This is a genomic window from Massilia sp. Se16.2.3 (genome assembly GCF_014171595.1).
Lineage (GTDB): Bacteria > Pseudomonadota > Gammaproteobacteria > Burkholderiales > Burkholderiaceae_D > Telluria.
On record NZ_CP050451.1, the window covers coordinates 4590372 to 4607061 of the forward strand.

16 protein-coding genes and 1 pseudogene are annotated in these 16690 nt (G+C 65.7%); 9 read left to right on the forward strand and 8 right to left on the reverse strand.

Annotated features, from left to right (window positions below):
* Positions 1–48: 48 nt before the first annotated feature.
* Positions 49–1185 carry a glycerophosphodiester phosphodiesterase gene (locus tag G4G31_RS20990; protein ID WP_229425163.1) on the reverse strand — a complete coding sequence of 379 codons (1137 nt, stop codon included), beginning with the start codon at positions 1183–1185 and terminating at the stop codon, positions 49–51.
* Between the two features lie 469 nt (positions 1186–1654).
* Between G4G31_RS20990 and G4G31_RS20995 the strand changes: the two genes are divergently transcribed.
* The 4 genes from G4G31_RS20995 (at position 1655) to G4G31_RS21010 (ending at position 6293) form a co-directional block, all read left to right on the forward strand.
* Positions 1655–3925: a catecholate siderophore receptor Fiu gene (locus G4G31_RS20995; protein ID WP_182989237.1), complete on the forward strand. Its 2271-nt coding sequence runs from the start codon at positions 1655–1657 to the stop codon at positions 3923–3925.
* Positions 3926–4059: 134 nt separating this feature from the next.
* Entirely contained in the window at positions 4060–4443 is a 384-nt protein-coding gene (locus G4G31_RS21000) for a hypothetical protein (protein ID WP_182989238.1), read from the forward strand.
* Between the two features lie 78 nt (positions 4444–4521).
* Positions 4522–5634, forward strand: a complete 1113-nt coding sequence (locus G4G31_RS21005; RefSeq protein ID WP_182989239.1) for an ATP-binding protein — start codon at positions 4522–4524, stop codon at positions 5632–5634.
* Positions 5631–6293, forward strand: coding sequence for a response regulator (locus G4G31_RS21010; RefSeq protein WP_182989240.1), 663 nt, complete (start codon positions 5631–5633; stop codon positions 6291–6293). The genes G4G31_RS21005 and G4G31_RS21010 overlap by 4 nt, the downstream gene beginning before the upstream one ends.
* A 284-nt stretch (positions 6294–6577) precedes the next feature.
* Here the strand turns inward: G4G31_RS21010 and G4G31_RS21015 are convergent, their stop codons facing one another.
* On the reverse strand, positions 6578–7084 hold the full coding sequence (locus G4G31_RS21015; RefSeq protein WP_182989241.1) for a porin family protein: 507 nt from the start codon (positions 7082–7084) through the stop codon (positions 6578–6580).
* 252 nt (positions 7085–7336) lie between these two features.
* Between G4G31_RS21015 and G4G31_RS21020 the strand changes: the two genes are divergently transcribed.
* From G4G31_RS21020 to G4G31_RS21030, 3 genes are all read left to right on the forward strand, one after another.
* Complete coding sequence (locus tag G4G31_RS21020) at positions 7337–7768, forward strand: hypothetical protein (protein WP_182989242.1); 432 nt, start codon at positions 7337–7339, stop codon at positions 7766–7768.
* Positions 7769–7841: 73 nt separating this feature from the next.
* A complete protein-coding gene (locus G4G31_RS21025) occupies positions 7842–8303 on the forward strand; it encodes a DUF421 domain-containing protein (protein WP_182989243.1) in 462 nt (153 codons plus the stop codon).
* 273 nt (positions 8304–8576) lie between these two features.
* Positions 8577–9155 carry a CHRD domain-containing protein gene (locus G4G31_RS21030; RefSeq protein ID WP_182989244.1) on the forward strand — a complete coding sequence of 193 codons (579 nt, stop codon included), beginning with the start codon at positions 8577–8579 and terminating at the stop codon, positions 9153–9155.
* On the opposite strand, the pseudogene gluQRS reads toward G4G31_RS21030, so the two are convergent.
* Together gluQRS and G4G31_RS21040 are read right to left on the reverse strand one after the other, a co-directional pair.
* A pseudogene (gene gluQRS, locus G4G31_RS21035) lies at positions 9152–10139 on the reverse strand (tRNA glutamyl-Q(34) synthetase GluQRS). The gene G4G31_RS21030 and the pseudogene gluQRS sit on opposite strands and share 4 nt — an antisense overlap.
* A gap of 207 nt (positions 10140–10346) precedes the next feature.
* Positions 10347–10841, reverse strand: a complete 495-nt coding sequence (locus tag G4G31_RS21040) for a nuclear transport factor 2 family protein (protein ID WP_182989245.1) — start codon at positions 10839–10841, stop codon at positions 10347–10349.
* Between the two features lie 133 nt (positions 10842–10974).
* Between G4G31_RS21040 and G4G31_RS21045 the strand changes: the two genes are divergently transcribed.
* On the forward strand, positions 10975–11406 hold the full coding sequence (locus tag G4G31_RS21045) for a hypothetical protein (RefSeq protein ID WP_182989246.1): 432 nt from the start codon (positions 10975–10977) through the stop codon (positions 11404–11406).
* A gap of 25 nt (positions 11407–11431) precedes the next feature.
* Positions 11432–11842, forward strand: a complete 411-nt coding sequence (locus tag G4G31_RS21050) for a hypothetical protein (protein WP_182989247.1) — start codon at positions 11432–11434, stop codon at positions 11840–11842.
* 162 nt (positions 11843–12004) lie between these two features.
* Here the strand turns inward: G4G31_RS21050 and gltA are convergent, their stop codons facing one another.
* From gltA to sdhA, 4 genes are all read right to left on the reverse strand, one after another.
* Entirely contained in the window at positions 12005–13306 is a 1302-nt protein-coding gene (gene gltA, locus G4G31_RS21055) for a citrate synthase (protein WP_182989248.1), read from the reverse strand.
* An 86-nt stretch (positions 13307–13392) separates the two neighbouring features.
* A complete protein-coding gene (locus G4G31_RS21060) occupies positions 13393–13695 on the reverse strand; it encodes a succinate dehydrogenase assembly factor 2 (RefSeq protein WP_182989249.1) in 303 nt (100 codons plus the stop codon).
* Positions 13696–14138: 443 nt separating this feature from the next.
* Positions 14139–14849, reverse strand: coding sequence for a succinate dehydrogenase iron-sulfur subunit (locus G4G31_RS21065; RefSeq protein WP_182989250.1), 711 nt, complete (start codon positions 14847–14849; stop codon positions 14139–14141).
* A 62-nt stretch (positions 14850–14911) separates the two neighbouring features.
* Positions 14912–16690: a succinate dehydrogenase flavoprotein subunit gene (gene sdhA, locus G4G31_RS21070; RefSeq protein WP_182989251.1), complete on the reverse strand. Its 1779-nt coding sequence runs from the start codon at positions 16688–16690 to the stop codon at positions 14912–14914.

Below are 16690 nucleotides of genomic sequence, written 5' to 3' on the forward strand. Positions count from 1 at the left end.
TACAGTGAACAATTCTGACCGGCCTTCCACCATCGCCTCGACGACGGCCTACTTCTTCACCCACCCATCCACCGCCGCGCGCCCCACCGCCGGATCATCGGTAAAGAACCCATCGATCCCCGCATCGAGATAGGCACGGATCTCGGCCACGGCATTGCCGCGCTGGCTGGCCGAGGCTACCGGCTCGGCGCGCAGGCCGGTCGGCAGGAAGGGGTTCTCTGGCCGCAGGGTCCAGGTGTGCACCAACAGGCCGGCCGCGTGCGCGTTGGCGACGAACCCCGTCGGCGCGGCGAGCTCGTTGGCGCTCGTGCGCGGGATGATGATTTCCTTGTAGGGCGAGACCACGTTGGCATATGCCGCCACTTCCTTCAGGCCCGCCGCCGTGATCATGCTGGCATAGGTGCGGCCGTTCCCGGCCGCGACAAAATCGTAGGGGGCATTGCTCGGGCTGTCGATCAGCTGCACTAGGCGGATATCCGTCATGCTGCGCAGTTCCTTCAGGTTCTCGGTTTCGAAGGACTGGATGAACACCGCCGCCTCCTTGCCGCGGTAGCCGTTGGCGGCCAATACATCGACCAGGCGCTTTTCCAGCGGCAGGCCGATCGACTTGAAATAGCTCGGGTGCTTCGTTTCCGGGTAGAGGCCGATCACCTTGCTGCGGGCGCGGCTCTCCTCGCGTACCAGGTCGATCACTTCCTGCAGGGTCGGGATCTCGAACTGGTCGTTGTAGGCGACATTGGCGGGCCGGTTGGCGGGAATGCGTTCGCGCGCGCGCAGGGTCTTCAGTTCGGCCAAGGTGAAGTCTTCCGTGAACCAGCCGGTGATGGGCACGCCATCGATGGTCTTGATCGCCTTGCGCGCGGCGAACTGCGGCAGTGTCGCCACATTCGTGGTGCCGGAGATCTCGTTCTCGTGACGCGCCACCAGCACGCCATCCTTCGTCGCCACCAGGTCCGGCTCGACGATATCGGCCCCGTCCTCGATCGCCTTGCGGTAGGACGCCAGCGTGTGCTCCGGACGCAGCGCCGAAGCGCCGCGGTGCGCCGTCACCGTCGACCGCGGCGGCCAGGATGCGCCGGGATTGGCGAGATCGGTGTCGCTGCCGCCGCAGCCGGACAGCAGCGCGATGGCGGCGGCAAGGGAAGCGACAGCACAACGGAAACGCGATGGGACGGGTTGCTGCACGGTAGGCTCCTGTTGAGTAATCGTGCAAAAAATATAAGTCCTGAATGTGACACCGCCGTGACGAACGGTGTCGAATCGGTGGCATCGCCTGTGAGCGTCCATCCGGGAGCCCGCCACAGTCGAAGGCTTGGGCCTTTCAAACCACCGTTTTCTTGCGATTGCTCAATCCTGAAGCAGCAACAAAATTACGCTCAAAATCAATGACTTGAGCGATACGGTTCACAGTGCCTCACAGAATTATCCACAGTTTCTGTGTAGAACTTGGGGCGCGCGTCGGCGCTTACCCCTGCGCCGGACACCGGATGAGCTCGAGCCTCGCTGACTCCTACCCGCATTAAATAATGAATACGAATGATAACGATTCTCGTTTACATATTCGAAAACGCTCTCTAGAATGCTGGTCAGTTCAACAACACGGCGCCCCAAGCTTCCTGGGTGAGCGCCATCAACGAGAGAAGAACCGAAGACCATGCAAGCCATCAAAAGCCGCAAGCACGCCCGCTCCCGATCCCACCATGCCGTGAGCGCTGCGCTCGCCGCCATGCTCCTGCCCCTGTCCGCGCAGGCCGCCGAGACCACCCCGCCGGCACTCGACGACACGGCCAGCGGCGCCATCTCGAAAGTCGAAGTTGTCGGCCGCACCGAGAACGATTTCCTGGCCGAGCGTGCGGCCTCGCCGAAGTACACGGAAAAGCTGGTCGACACGGCGCAGTCGGTGCAGGTCATCAAGAAGGAACTGATCGAGCAGCAAGGCGCCCTCACCCTGACCGAGGCGCTGCGCAACACCCCGGGCGTGGGCGCCTTCTTCCTCGGCGAGAACGGCAATACCAATACCGGCGACGCCATCTTCATGCGCGGCTTCGACACCTCCGGCAGCATTTTTGTCGACGGTGTGCGCGACATCGGTTCGATCTCGCGCGACGTCTTCAACCTCGAGCAGATCGACGTCGTCAAGGGTCCGGCCGGCACCGACAACGGCCGCGGCGCGCCCACCGGGTCGGTCAACCTCGTTACCAAGCGCGCGGCGCTGACCGACGCGATGAGCGGCTCGCTCACGGGCGGTAGCGCGAAGCAGAAACGGGCAACGGCCGACCTGAACCGGGTGCTCAGCGACGAACAAGGCATCGCCCTGCGCCTGAACGTGATGGCCCAGGATGCCGGCCGGCCCGCACGCGACGTCGTCAAGGACAAGCGCTGGGCCGTGGCGCCCAGCCTGGCTTTTGGCCTGAAGGGTCCGACCCGGGTTTACCTGGACTTCCTGCACGTCGACCAGGACAACGTGCCGGACGGCGGCGTACCAACGGTCGGCCTGCCGGGCTATTCCAGCCCGGATGCGCGCAGCTTCCTCAACGGCGCGGCGCCTGTCGATCCGCAGAATTTCTATGGCTCGCTGAGCGACTATGACCGCGTGGAAGCCGACATGGCGACCGTGCGCGTCGAGCATGCGTTTTCGCCCAGCCTGAAGCTGAACAACATCAGCCGCTACGGCCGCACGCGCCAGGACTACCTGCTCACCGCCTTCATGAGCAACAGGGCCAATCTGCTGACCCCGAACGAAGCCGATCCGTCGACCTGGACGCTTGCCCGCAGCACCCGTACCTCGAAAGACCAGACCAATAAAATCCTCACCAACCAGACCGTGCTCACCGCGCAGTTCGGCAGCGGCGCGCTCCAGCACACCCTGGTCACGGGTCTCGAACTCACCCAGGAAAGCCAGCTTGCCTACGGACGCACCGGCCTGGGCGCCCCGCCCGCCGCCAACCTCTACCGCCCGAACCCGGCCGAGCCGATTCCTGCGCTCGATGTGCGCCGCAGCGGTGCCTATAACGATGGCGCCGTCGACACGCAAAGCCTGTATGCCTTCGACACCATCAAGCTGGGCGAGCGCTGGATCTTCAACGGCGGCCTGCGCGCGGACCACTACAGCGGCGACTACACCGCCGTGGCGCTGACCAGCAATGTGCTGGTACCGACCCACTTCACGATCAAGGACACCATCGTCAACGGCAAGCTCTCGGCGCTCTACAAGCCGAGCGCGAACAGCAGCGTCTACGCGATGGTGGCCAGCTCGAAGCTGCCGCCGGGGTCGAGCTTCAGCGTCTCCGCCAGCGCCGGCAGCGCGCAGAATCCGAAATACGATCCGCAGTCGACGGTCACGACGGAACTGGGCGGCAAGCTCGATTTACTGAAGCAAAAGCTGGCCCTGAGCGCGGCGCTGTTTCGCACTACGGTGAAAAACGAACTGGAACAGGATCCGGTCGACCTGCAGTGGTACCAGAACGGCGAAAAGCGCGTGCAGGGCGTGGAACTGGGCGCCACCGGCGAGCTCGCGCGCGGCTGGCTGGTCAGCGCGGGCTACCTGTACATGGACACGAGCGTCGAGAAGGGCAAGGTGCTGACCACCCTCGGCGAGAACAACCTCACGTACACGCCGAAGCAGTCGTTCACGCTGTGGACGTCCTACCAGCTGCCGATGGGCCTGAAGCTGGGCGGCGGCGCGCGCTACGCCGACCGCCTGCTGCGCGGCCTGGACGGCGCCATCGGCACCCCGGCCTATACCGAGGCCCACTGGGTGTTCGACGCGATGGCGTCTTGGGAGCTCAACCGCAACTTCGATATCCGCCTGAACGTCTACAACCTGGGCGACAAGGCCTATGTCGCCAGCATCAACAAGAGCGGTTATCGCTACACGCCGGGCACCCCGCGCTCGGCCAGCCTGACGGCGAACCTGCGCTTCTGAGCGGCGTGTTTCATGGTCCCGCCGTTGGCGCGGCCGTGCACCCGCATGCCGGCACCCCGGCCGATGCGGCGCATGGATGACCTGCGCCCCGGCTTGGCCTAGAATGGGCGGCTTTCACCCTTTCCCGGCACACCTTGAAGATATCGATCGGCCTGCGCCTGTTTGCCTCGGTCTTGCTGGCCATCCTGGCGGTGGCCGCCAGCGCCGTCTTCCTGCTGCGCCAGGACGTGCTCGAACGTTTTGGCGACTACGCCGCGCAGGTCGAACTGGACCGCCTGGAAGAACTGTCGGCGACGCTGGCCCGGCGCTATGCGCGCAGCGGCAGCTGGGACTTCATCCCGGCCGCGCACAAGCGCGCGTGGCTGGCCGACGAACTGGCGCGCCGGAACAGGAACGCGCGATGCGGGTCATGGCGGCGCCCGCACCGCCTGCACCGCCTGCACCACCGGCGGCACCGGCGGCACCGGCGCCGCGCGCGCCGGTGTCCGTGGCGCCGCCTCGCTCGGCCCTGCCGGTAGTGCCGGTCGCGCCGGCGGCGCCGGCGGCTCCCTCAGCCCCGCCGCTGCCACCCCCTGCCGCCACCTCCCTCATTCGCGATGCCCCATCCAGACGACCTGGCGCCGCGCCTGCAGGCGCGCGCCAGCCTGCTCGGCCCCGACGGGCGCTGGCTGGCCGGACGCGAGCCGGGCACGCTGCCGCTGGTGCGCCGCGCCATCCTCGTTGACGGGAAAACGGTCGGCTACCTGGCGGTGGCGCGCAGCGCACGCCCGACCGATGCCCTCGCCTACGCCTTCCTGCAGCAGCTCGGCGCCAGCCTGTGGCCGATCGCCGCGGCCGGCGTGCTGCTCAGCGCCCCGGTGGCCACCGCGCTGGCAATCCACTTCCGCCGTCCGATCGGGCGCCTGGCCGCTGGCGCGCGCCTGCTGGCCGAGGGTCGCTTCGACACCCGCCTGCCGCTTGGCCGCAGCGACGAACTGGGCGAACTGGCGGGCCACTTCAATGCGCTCGCGGCGCGGCTGGAAGCAGCCGAGGCCACACGCCGCCAGTGGGTGGCCGACACCTCGCATGAGCTGCGCACCCCGCTGGCGGTGCTGCGCGCGCAGATCGAAGCCATCGGGACGGCGTGCGTAATAGCGACCCGGAGCACGTCGCCGCGATGCTGCGCCGGTGCTCGCCTTGAACCGCCTGATCGACGAGCTCTACGCGCTGGCGCGGGCCGATGTCGGCGCGCTCGACTGCCGGCGTGCGCCGCTCGACCTGTGGGCGCTGGCGCTGCAGGAAGCCGATGCCTGGCGCGACCGCTTCGAGGCAGCCGGGCTGACCTTCGAGACCGGCGCGGCGCCCGTGCGTGCGCGCGCGTGCTGGCCGACGGTGAACGCATGCGCCAGGTGCTGGGTAACCTGTTCGAAAACTGCCTGCGCTATACCGCTCCCGGCGGGCGCGTTCGGCTCGATGCAAGCGAAGACGACGGCCGCCTGTGCCTGGTCGTGGATGACAGTGCTCCCGGCGTGCCGGATGCCGCGCTGGCGCGCCTGGGCGAACGCTTCTACCGCGTCGACGCCTCGCGCAGCCGGGCCAGCGGCGGCGCCGGCCTTGGCCTGGCGCTGTGCCTGCGGCTGGTCGAGGCGCAGGGCGGCAGCATCGCCTTTGCCCACTCGCCCCCGGGCGGACTGCGCGCCACGATCGCATTCGACCTGGAGGGAGCATGAACACGGACATCGCCATCGTCGAGGACGAACCGGAACTGGCGGCACTGGTGGCCGACTATGCGCGCGCCGCCGGCTACACGCCGGCCGTGTTCGCCGACGGCGCCGTGGCCCTGGCCGCGCTGCGTGAACACATGCCGGCGCTGGTCGTGCTCGACCTGATGCTGCCCGGGATGGATGGCCTGGCGCTGTGCCGCGCCCTGCGCGCGTTCTCGAACGTCCCGGTCATCATGGTGACGGCGCGGGTGGAAGAGATCGACCGCCTGCTGGGCCTTGATGCCGGCGCCGACGACTACCTCTGCAAGCCCTTCAGCCCGCGCGAACTGGTGGCGCGCATCAAGGCGGTCCTGCGCCGTAGCTGCCCTCCTGTGGAGGCGCCGGTACTGGCAATCGACAAGCAAGCGCACCGCGCCAGCGTGCACGGGCGCCCGCTCGACCTGACGCCCAGCGAATTCGCCTTGCTTGCCGCCCTGGCGCGCCGTCCCGGCCAGGTGTTCTCGCGCGCCCAGCTGCTGGAACTGGCGCACCAGGACCACCTGGACGTGACCGACCGCGCCATCGACAGCCACATCAAGAACCTGCGGCGCAAGATCGATGCGATCGCCCCTGGAGTCGATCCGATCCGCTCGATTTACGGGGTGGGCTACCGGTTCGAGCTGTAGAACGCCTGACTCCCCCGGGAAAGGAGCTTTGCATCGTCTGCCCAGCCTTCCATCAGCGCTGCCGCACGCTCGACGACCCGGGGCAATCTTTCCGTTGCCACCAGGCCAACGCCCGTTTTACACTGGACCAGAGGAAGAGTCCAGCATCGCGGCCCGGGTCTTGACCGCGATCGGCAACACCGCCTACCTCAGTGGCGACTTCAAGACGGCGAGAAAAGCGCTTGCAGCTGGAATGCGTTGTCCCGATGCACCTGGAAATCCGTTCATGCTTCGCACGATACGTGTCAGAAGGAGAACACGAGCGCCGCCGCGGTTTTCGTCCCGTCCGACGTCGGCTTCTGGACCTCGACGCGTCCCGACAGCGCCGGCGTGAACGCGTAGGCCAGGCCGATGCCGTAGACAGCGCCGGTATCGGTCGTGCTGTCGCTGAAGCCATTGCCCTTGCCCTCGGAGGTGATGCTGCTGATGCCCGCGCGGCCGAAAGCGCTCAGCGAGGCGCTCAGCGGCAGGCTGCCGATGACCGACAGCTCGGCCTGGTCGACCGTCAGGTCGACCGGCAGGCTGCCGACATTCGTGTAGGCGCGGGCATCGAGCAGGCGGTGGTAACCCGCTTCGATGGCGACATGGGCGTTGAAGCGGTATCCGGCGAAAGCGCCGAACCCGGTATCGCGGTCCAGGTTGTCGAATTTGGTCGAAGCGGCATCGACGCCGGCATAGAAATGCGAGGACTCGGCGGCGAACGCCTGGCTGGAGACGAGCAGGAGTGCGGTTGCTGCAATGTGCTTGAACATGTAAGGGCCTTGAAGTGACAGCATCAGGAGGACACGGAATTTCCGCAACTCATGATTATTGCATAACAAGATTGCATGAAATGAAGTAGCTTTGCGTTTTCGGCAAAACGCGCGCAGCTGCATCGGCTTGCATTCGTGGCGCGCGATCACCCACCGGCGCGCTGCCACGTCTCCATTTTTCCTCCACATTCGGGGCCTAGCATGCCTTTGCTCGCGCACGGGTCCGTGCGCGCCACACCGAAAGGAAAATCCATGCTTTTACGTTACGTCATCCTGGCCGGCCTGCTGTGCGGGGCCGCCACCGCGCAGGCCGCCGTCCACATCGAGTGCAAGGGCGCCAAGGGCGGCAACTGCGCACTGTCGCCACCGGCCCCACCGCCCGCGCCACCTGCACCGCCTGCGCCACCGGTACCCCATGTCAGCGCGCCTGGAGAGGTCGCACCGCCCGCCTTGCCAGCCGTCCCTGCCCTGCCCGCCATGCCCGCCATGCCGGCCATTCCCGCGCCGCCGCCACCGCCGGCACTGCCCCATGTTCCTGCCGCGGCCCACGCCGCCTGCGCCGGCAAAACCGCCGGCAGCACGGTGTCGTTGCAACCCGGGCCGAAGGAATCGATGAGCGGCGTGTGCGAAAAGGCACATGGACGCATGGTGTTCCACCTGCGCAGCTACCACCGCGAGGACTGAGCACCTATCGGACGGCCGTTTGTTAGCAAAATGATTAGAATGACTCATCAGCTAGCGAGCGGCCGGAGGAATCATGTTCGATATGGATTTGCCGTGGTGGGAGTTCATCGTGCGCGGGGTGGTGGTCTATCTCGTGCTGCTGGTGATGGTGCGCCTGTCGGGCCGGCGCACGGTCGGCCAGTTCACGCCCTTCGACCTGCTGGTCATGCTGCTGCTGTCGGAAGCGGTGTCGAACTCGCTGTCGGGCGGCGACGATTCGCTTGGAGGCGGCCTGATCCTGGCGGCCACGCTGATCGGCCTGAACACGGTGGTCGCCTTGATCTCCGCCCATAGCCGGAGCATGGCAACGGTGCTCGACGGTACCGCCATCCTGATCGGGCGCGACGGACAGTTCTTCGACAAGGTCGTGCGGCGCTGCCGCATTACCGAGGGCGATCTCGAGCAGGCCCTGCGCGCCAACGATTGCGCGCGCCAGGACATGCAGTGCGCCTTCCTCGAGGCAGATGGCGAGATCACGATCCAGAAGAAGAAATAAGCCCGCGCAAGCGTGTTACTACGCTTCTGCGCAACAAGGCGGGCTTCAGCAGCGCCGCCGCCGCCGGGCCCCGGCGGTATGCGGACGTTTGCCCATGCCGTACCCGCACTGCCAGCGGTCCTTCTTGCCCCCGTTCAGTTTCCTTATGAGCGCTTTTGCTCAGCGGCTCCTGCCCAGCCGTATGGTGTGCGCACCTGATGGCCAACATGCTAGTTTTTTGGGCAGCGTCACTCCCGTGGCGCGTTGGATTCTTTCCTGATCAGGAGGTATGCCATGAAACGCAGCTTGACCATACTGGCGCTGGCCGCCGCCGCCGCCTGCGCGCCGGCACTCGCGCAGGATGACCTCATCCGCGCCGTCGCCAGCGGACCGGGCGAAAGCCCGCCGAACGGCTCGCCCGGCTCGAGTGTCGCGACATTCGAAATCGACGGCAACATCATGCGGGCCGAAGTGCCCTTCCGCGACCTGCTGGCCGACACCGTCGCCGGCCACATCCACTGCTGCACGACCGCCGCCTTTACCGGCGTGGCGCCGATCGCGATTCCCTTCGTCGACTTTCCGACCGGCGTCACGGCCGGCGTCTACACCCACGCCTTCGACCTGACCGACGCGGCGATCTACGATCCGGCCTTCCTCGCCGCGTTCGGCGGCACACCGGCCTCGGCCAGTACCGCACTGATCGAGGCCATCAATGCCAACGAGGCTTACCTGAACATCCACACCACGCGCTATCCGCAAGGGGAGATCCGCGGCTTCCTGGTGGCGGCGCCGATTCCGGAACCGGCGACCTGGGGCATGCTCGGGCTGGGCCTGGCGGGGCTCGGACTGAGCGCACGCCGGCGCCGGGCCTAGACGGCGTGCGCTTGCGACCGCCCTTCCCGCTCGGCCAGCATGGCTGACCAGGCGGGGATGGCCGCCCGCCAGAAGCTGGCGAGCGAGCCGGGGCGTTCGAGCTGCAGGCCGAGAAACTGCGCGGCCTGCAGCAAGGCCTCGACCGACGCCGGTTCATCCCCGGGCAGTACCGCCAGCGCACCGGTCTGCTTCGAGAGTTTCTCGCCGTTCGCGTTACGCACTACCGGCACATGCAGGTAGCGCGGCGTCGGCACGCCGAGCAGGCGCTGCAGGTAGATCTGGCGCGCGGTCGAGTCGATGAGGTCGGCGCCGCGCACGATGTCGGTCACGCCCCCGGTCGGCATCGTCGACCACCACCGCCAGCTGGTAGGCCCAGTAGCCGTCGGCGCGCTTCAGGACGAAGTCGCCGGATTCGAAGGCAAGCTGCTGGCTGACCGTGCCGGCGAAGCGGTCGTGGAAGGACATCGTGTCCGCGCCGGCGTCGGGCACGCGCAGGCGCAGGCTGCGCATGCTGCGACCGGGCGCGAGGCCGTGGCGGCAGGTGCCCGGATAGATCGCAGCCCCGTCCGGCCCCACGCCCGGGCGCGAGTCGATGATTTCGCGGCGATTGCAGCCGCAGGGATAGGCGTGCGCGTCCAGTTGCCGCGCGGCCGCCTCGTACAGCGGTTTGCGCCGGCTCTGCCAGACCACCTCGCGGTCCGATTCCATGCCGAGCGAAGCCAGCAGCGACAGGATGGCTTCGTCGGCGCCAGGCACGCTGCGGCCTTCGTCGATGTCCTCGATGCGCACCAGCCACTCGCCGCCATGGGCGCGTGCGTCCAGGTAGCTGGCCACGGCCGCCACCAGCGAGCCGGCATGCAGCCGGCCGGTGGGCGACGGCGCGAAGCGGCCGACATAGGGTTTGCCGCCGGCAGGCGGGCTCGTTTCAGTCGTGCCAGGAGCGGTATTGCCAGGATCGGTGTTGCTGCTTGCGGGCGCGTTCATTGCGATACGTCGGTACCAGAAGGGGCATCACGATACCACAGGCCCAGGGAAGCCCTGATCTATTCACGGCGGCGTCTCGGCCACGAGAAAATGCGCCCTGCGGCGTTGCAAATCCTCGCGATACCACGCGGTATCGCTGCGGTTTGCGCCTTGCAAGGCACATTTTTCGTGACCAAGTCCGTCCAGCCGGAATAAATCAGCGCTTCCCTAGCGCGGACCGCCCTTCCAGCCATCCTTCTCTTCGAAGTCGCGGATCAGCTTGGTCACCTGGCTGCCGACCTCGTTCGGCACCGCCATCGACAACTGGTAATGGACGATCTCGAAACTATCGCCCTTGCGCCGCAGGACGCCGCTGGCCTGGCAAATGCCCATGCGGGTGTCGAGCAGCTCGTCGAACCAGACGATGGCGCCGTCCTCGGAGGCGTAGACATGGCGCCGCATCGGCTTGAGGACCCAGGCTGACTTGCGCTTGAAATGGGGCTGTGCCCAGGCCTTGAATTCGTCGCGGCGCCAGCGCTCGCCCTTGTCGGTGCCGATATAAATGCCATCCCTGGCGATCTTGTCGAAATAGACGGGGCGGGAGTGGGCGGCATCGTCGTGCCAGCGGTCGACGAAGGCGTCGACGTGCTTCGTCAGGGTGGAATCGGCGTGCGCGGCCCAGGCGCACAGCAGCATGCAACAGGCAAGGAGCAATCGCTTCATGGTCTGGCTGACTGTTGACTTAAAAGCCGGATTGTACACAGATGTATGTACATCCTTGTAACTAATCGTATGAAGCGGAGAAAACTCCTCCGTTATCGTGTACATTTGGCAACGAGTCATTTCCTTGCCCACTATGCGCACTCTTTCGACCCTGCTGCTCTGTGTTGCCCTCGGCGCCCGCGCCGAGCCGCTCCCTCCTTCCACGTCGCCAGCGCCCGCGCCAAAAGGGCGCACGGCACAGGCCAGCGCGCAGGACGGCCGCCTGCAGCCGCAGGACGAGAACCACGCCGGCGAGGCTGCCTCGCTGCGGGCCCGCATCGACAAGGAGGCGATCCGCGCCGCCATCGCAGGCCTTCCGACGGAGGCCGACGCCTATCCCCGCCGCCACGAGGCCGACACGCTCAGTGCGACGCCTGCCCAATCCTTCGCGCGCGACTTCGCCGCCTCACGGCTGCCGGACTGCCTGCACTCCGAGGGCTTGCGCAACCAGCCGACCTTCTTCCTCACCGGCTTCCTCGCCCTGCCCTTCATCGCCGTGGCGAAGGTACGCGGCGTGTGCCGCTGACGCCCCTGCCCGAGACGCGACCGCCATGCCGGCACACTTCTTCGCCATCCTGCCAATGATGTTCATTGTCCTGGCGGGCGTGCTGCCGCCCCGTGCCGCCGCGGCGCCGGCCCCGATGGCACCGGCCTCGCCGGAGGCACCCCTGCCGCTGCGCGCGCGCCTGGACGACGAGGCGATCAGGCAGGCGGTACGCGAGACGCTGGCCCAGTCCCCGGACCAGTCGGCATCCCCGGCCTCCGGCGACGTCCTCAGCGGTGACAGGTACCAGGCCTTCTCGCGCGACTTCAAGGAAGCGAAGAAGCCCTCGTGCCTGGGCCCGGACGCACTCAAGTTCCAGCCGTCGAGCATCGGCACCAGGAACTGGAATATCGGCCTCGGTGGCCTGTTCGCGCTGCCGTTCTGGGCCGCGGCGATCGCGCGCGGCAAGTGTCAGTAACCGCGTCCCGCCGCGAGGCGCCGGAGCCGTCGTATGGCAGCTCCGATGTGGTCGCGGATCGCCGTGCCCTGGTGCCGCGTCGTGCTGCGTGACGGTCCCCACCGCGCTGGACGAAAAAAAAGCGGGCCGCAGCCCGCTCTTCTCGAAACGATCTACACCGTATTAACGCTTGTCGATCGATGCCACGTCGCGCACCGGCGAGCCGACGAACAGCTGGCGTGGACGGCCAATCTTCTGCTCCGGATCGGCGATCATTTCGTTCCACTGGGCGATCCAGCCGATGGTGCGGGCCATCGCGAAGATACCGGTGAACAGCGAGACCGGGATGCCCAGGGCCGACTGCACGATGCCCGAGTAGAAGTCGACGTTCGGGTAGAGCTTGCGCGAGACGAAGTATTCGTCTTCCAGGGCGATGCGTTCCAGTTCCATGGCCAGCTTGAACAGCGGGTCGTCCTGCAGGCCCAGTTCGTTCAGCACTTCGTGGCAGGTTTCGCGCATCAGCTTGGCACGCGGGTCGAAGTTCTTGTAGACGCGGTGACCGAAGCCCATCAGCTTCACGCCCGAGTTCTTGTCCTTGACCTTGGCGATGAAGGCCGGGATGTTCTCGACCGAGCCGATTTCCTTCAGCATCGTCAGTGCCGCTTCGTTGGCGCCGCCGTGGGCAGGGCCCCACAGGCAGGCGATACCGGCAGCGATACAGGCGAACGGATTCGCGCCCGACGAACCGGCCAGGCGGACGGTCGAGGTCGATGCGTTCTGCTCGTGGTCGGCGTGCAGGATCAGGATGCGGTCCAGGGCGCGCACCAGCACGTCGTTGACCTTGTACTCTTCGCACGGGTTGGCGAACATCATGTGCATGAAGTTGGCGCTGTACGACAGGTCGTTGCGTGGGTACATGAACGGCTGGCCGATCGAGTACTTGTAGGCCATCGCGACCAGGGTCGGCAGCTTGGCGATCAGGCGGATCGCCGAGATTTCGCGCTGCTTCGGATCGTTGATGTCGAGCGAGTCGTGGTAGAACGAGGCCAGCGCGCCGACGGTGCCGACCAGGACCGACATCGGGTGCGCGTCGCGGCGGAAGCCACGGAAGAAGAAGTTCATCTGCTCGTGGACCATCGTGTGACGGGTCACGGTGGTTTCGAACTCGGCCTTCTGGGCCGCGTTCGGCAGTTCGCCGTTCAGCAGCAGGTAGCAGGTTTCGAGGAAATCGCAGTTCACTGCCAGCTGCTCGATCGGGTAACCGCGGTACAGCAGCTCGCCCTTGTCGCCGTCGATGTAGGTGATGCTCGAGTTGCACGCGGCAGTCGACATGAAGCCTGGATCGTAGGTGAATTTGCCAGTCTGGCCATACAGCTTGCGGATGTCGATGACGTCCGGGCCGATCGTGCCCTTGTAGATTGGCATGTCGACCGATGGGCTGCCATCCGAGAACGACAGAGTTGCTTTGGTATCAGAAATATTCATGGCACTTCCTTCTTGGGAGTGGATCTACAAAATATAAAACGAAAATGTGTCGCTTCGGCTTTCGGCTTGCCGTTCGGCTCCAGCGCTTATGCTTGCCGCAGGCGCGCCAGCAGCGCGCGCACATGCGGCAGGTCGACGTCGCCTTCGGGCTCGGCGCGTCCCAGCAGCAGGTCCATCAGCGGGTTGTCCGCCAGGTCCAGCAAGCGGGTCAGCGCATCGACCTCGTCGTCGCTCAGTTCCTGTTCATGCGCATCGAGGAAGCGCGTGAGGATCAGGTCGTTTTCGAGCAGGCCCCGGCGCGCGCGCCAGCGCAGGCGGGCACGGTTGGCGGGGTCGGCTTGATGTGCACCTGGATGCGCACCTTGTTGCGCGGTGTTACGTGGTTCCACACTAGAGTCCGTTGTTCGGTCAACACTATACTCCGGCTGCCATCATTCGGCAGTACCGTACTTTTACTGTATTTATGGCAATACTCGGGACGCAATGAGGCGGAGGATATCCGATTTTTGCGACCGAAGACGGACGTCTGGCTGGTGTCCGTGGTCCTTGTTGCTTCGCGGGCGACGGGTTCAGGCGTCGCCGGATTTCATGCCGTGTACCGCGGAGTCATCCAGGCCAGTGGCCTGAATGACGCGTCCGCCATGCTGGCTGCGGACAGCGTGGGCACGGAGTGCCCACCCTACGGTTGACGTGCCGACTTCGGCGCAGACAAGAGAGCATCGAAGTCCTAACCTCAGCAAACGCATTCAGTAACCGAAGGGCGTAGGGTGGGCACTTGTGCCCACGCTGTCTCACGGCCGGCAAATACGGCGCCGGCCGCAAACAGTTAACCTTAAATCGCCCGGCGAACCAGCAATTCCTTGATCTTGCCAATCGCCTTGTTCGGATTCAGGCCCTTCGGGCAGACTTCCGTGCAATTCATGATCGAGTGGCAGCGGAACAGGCGGTACGGGTCTTCCAGGTTGTCCAGGCGCTCGTTGGTGGCTTCGTCGCGCGAGTCGGCGATGAAGCGGTAGGCCTGCAAGAGGCCGGCCGGACCGACGAACTTGTCCGGATTCCACCAGAACGACGGGCACGAGGTCGAGCAGCAGGCGCACAGGATGCACTCGTACAGGCCGTCGAGCTCTTCGCGCTCTTCCGGGGTCTGCAGGCGCTCCTTCTCCGGCTTGATCGAGTCGTTGATCAGGAACGGCTTGATCGAGTGGTACTGCTTGAAGAAGTTGGTCATGTCGACGATCAGGTCGCGCACCACCGGCAGGCCCGGCAGAGGACGCAGCACGATCGGCTGGGTCAGCTCGTTCAGGTTGGTGGTGCAGGCCAGGCCGTTCTTGCCGTTGATGTTCATCGCGTCCGAACCGCAGACGCCTTCGCGGCACGAGCGGCGCAGGGCCAGCGAGTCGTCGACGTCCGACTTGATGCGCTGCAGTGCGTCGAGCAGCATCTTGTCGGTGTCCTGCAGTTCGACGGTGACGTCTTGCATGTAAGGCTTCGTATCCTTGTCCGGATCGTAGCGGTAGATCTTGAGGTGGACTGTGCGTGCCATGTTTTACCTATGGGTTTTTAAAGCCTGGGAGGAGGTTGAAGCCCTCCTCCCGGCAAAAATCTTTAGAAAGTACGTGCCTTCGGCTTGAAGGTCTCGACGGTCAGCGGCTTCTGGTTCACGGCCTTGTACTCGAGGCGGTTGCCTTCCGAGTAGAACAACGTGTGCTTCATCCAGTTGGCGTCGTCGCGCTGTTCGTAGTCGCTGTGCGCGTGGGCGCCGCGCGACTCTTTACGGGCTTGTGCCGACACGATGGTCGCTTTCGCCGTCTCGATCAGGTTGTCCAGTTCCAGGGCTTCGACGCGCGCGGTGTTGAAGACGCGCGACTTGTCCTTGAACGAGACGTGCTTGCGACGCTCATCGAGCACCATGATTTCCTTGACGCCTTGCGTCAGCAGCGCATCGGTACGGAACACGCCGCAGTACTTCTGCATTGTGGCGCGGATGTCGTTGGCGACGCCCTGCACTTTTTCCGAGCCGGTCGAGGTTTCGAGGCGGTTCAGGCGGTCGAGCGCGAAGTCGGCGGCGTCTTTCGGCAGCGCCTTGTTCGAACGTTCCTTCAGCTTCGAGGCGACGACGTGGTTGCCGGCGGCGCGGCCGAACACGACCAGGTCGAGCAGCGAGTTGGTACCCAGGCGGTTGGCGCCGTGCACCGAAACGCAGGCGCATTCGCCAATCGCGTACAGGCCGTTGACCACTTTCTGGCCGCCGGTACCGTCAGGCGTGACCACCTGGCCGTGGATGTTGGTCGGGATGCCGCCCATCTGGTAGTGGATGGTCGGGACGACCGGAATCGCTTCCTTGGTCGCGTCGACGTTGGCGAACTTGTGGCCGATTTCCAGGATCGAAGGCAGGCGCTTCTTGATGGTGTCGGCGCCGATGTGGCGCAGGTCCAGCAGCACGTGGTCCTTGTTCGGACCGCAGCCGCGGCCTTCCTTGATTTCCTGGTCCATCGAACGCGAGACGAAGTCGCGCGGCGCCAGGTCTTTCAGGGTCGGCGCGTAGCGCTCCATGAAGCGTTCGCCGTTCGAGTTGATCAGGATACCGCCCTCGCCGCGGACACCTTCCGTGATCAGCACGCCCGCGCCGGCCACGCCGGTCGGGTGGAACTGCCAGAATTCCATGTCCTGCAGCGGCAGGCCGGCGCGTGCCGCCATGCCCATGCCGTCGCCGGTGTTGATGAAGGCGTTGGTCGATGCGGCGAAGATACGGCCGGCACCGCCGGTGGCGAAGATGGTGGTCTTCGCTTCCAGGATCATGACGTCGCCGGTTTCCATTTCCAGGGCGACCACGCCGATGACGTCGCCCTCAAGGTCGCGCACCAGGTCCAAAGCCATCCACTCGACAAAGAAGTGGGTACGGGCGCGGACGTTACGCTGGTACAGCGTGTGCAGCAGTGCGTGGCCGGTACGGTCGGCCGCGGCGCAGGCGCGCTGGACCGGCTTTTCGCCGAAGTTGGCGGTGTGGCCGCCGAACGGACGCTGGTAGATCGTGCCATCCGGGTTACGGTCGAACGGCATGCCGAAGTGTTCGAGTTCGTACACGACCTTTGGTGCCTCGCGGCACATGAATTCGATTGCATCCTGGTCGCCCAGGTAGTCGCCACCCTTGACGGTGTCGAACATGTGCCAGTACCAGTCGTCTTCGCTCATGTTGCCGAGCGAAGCGCCGATGCCGCCCTGCGCCGCCACGGTGTGCGAACGGGTCGGGAAGACCTTCGACAGCACGGCGACGTTCAGGCCGGCTTCAGCCAGCTGCAGCGATGCGCGCATGCCGGAACCGCCGGCGCCAACGATGACCGCGTCGAAGCGGCGGGAAGGGATTGCAGTTTTGATTGCTGCCAC

Coding starts and splice junctions, on each gene's coding strand:
- G4G31_RS21020 (WP_182989242.1), top strand. CDS start 7,337: ATGCTTTTACGTTACGTCATCCTGGCCGGCCTGCTGTGCGGGGCCGCC.
- G4G31_RS21025 (WP_182989243.1), top strand. CDS start 7,842: ATGTTCGATATGGATTTGCCGTGGTGGGAGTTCATCGTGCGCGGGGTG.
- G4G31_RS21010 (WP_182989240.1), top strand. CDS start 5,631: ATGAACACGGACATCGCCATCGTCGAGGACGAACCGGAACTGGCGGCA.
- G4G31_RS21040 (WP_182989245.1), bottom strand. CDS start 10,841: ATGAAGCGATTGCTCCTTGCCTGTTGCATGCTGCTGTGCGCCTGGGCC.
- G4G31_RS21065 (WP_182989250.1), bottom strand. CDS start 14,849: ATGGCACGCACAGTCCACCTCAAGATCTACCGCTACGATCCGGACAAG.
- G4G31_RS21015 (WP_182989241.1), bottom strand. CDS start 7,084: ATGTTCAAGCACATTGCAGCAACCGCACTCCTGCTCGTCTCCAGCCAG.
- gltA (WP_182989248.1), bottom strand. CDS start 13,306: ATGAATATTTCTGATACCAAAGCAACTCTGTCGTTCTCGGATGGCAGC.
- G4G31_RS21030 (WP_182989244.1), top strand. CDS start 8,577: ATGAAACGCAGCTTGACCATACTGGCGCTGGCCGCCGCCGCCGCCTGC.
- G4G31_RS21050 (WP_182989247.1), top strand. CDS start 11,432: ATGCCGGCACACTTCTTCGCCATCCTGCCAATGATGTTCATTGTCCTG.
- G4G31_RS20995 (WP_182989237.1), top strand. CDS start 1,655: ATGCAAGCCATCAAAAGCCGCAAGCACGCCCGCTCCCGATCCCACCAT.
- G4G31_RS21045 (WP_182989246.1), top strand. CDS start 10,975: ATGCGCACTCTTTCGACCCTGCTGCTCTGTGTTGCCCTCGGCGCCCGC.
- G4G31_RS21005 (WP_182989239.1), top strand. CDS start 4,522: ATGCCCCATCCAGACGACCTGGCGCCGCGCCTGCAGGCGCGCGCCAGC.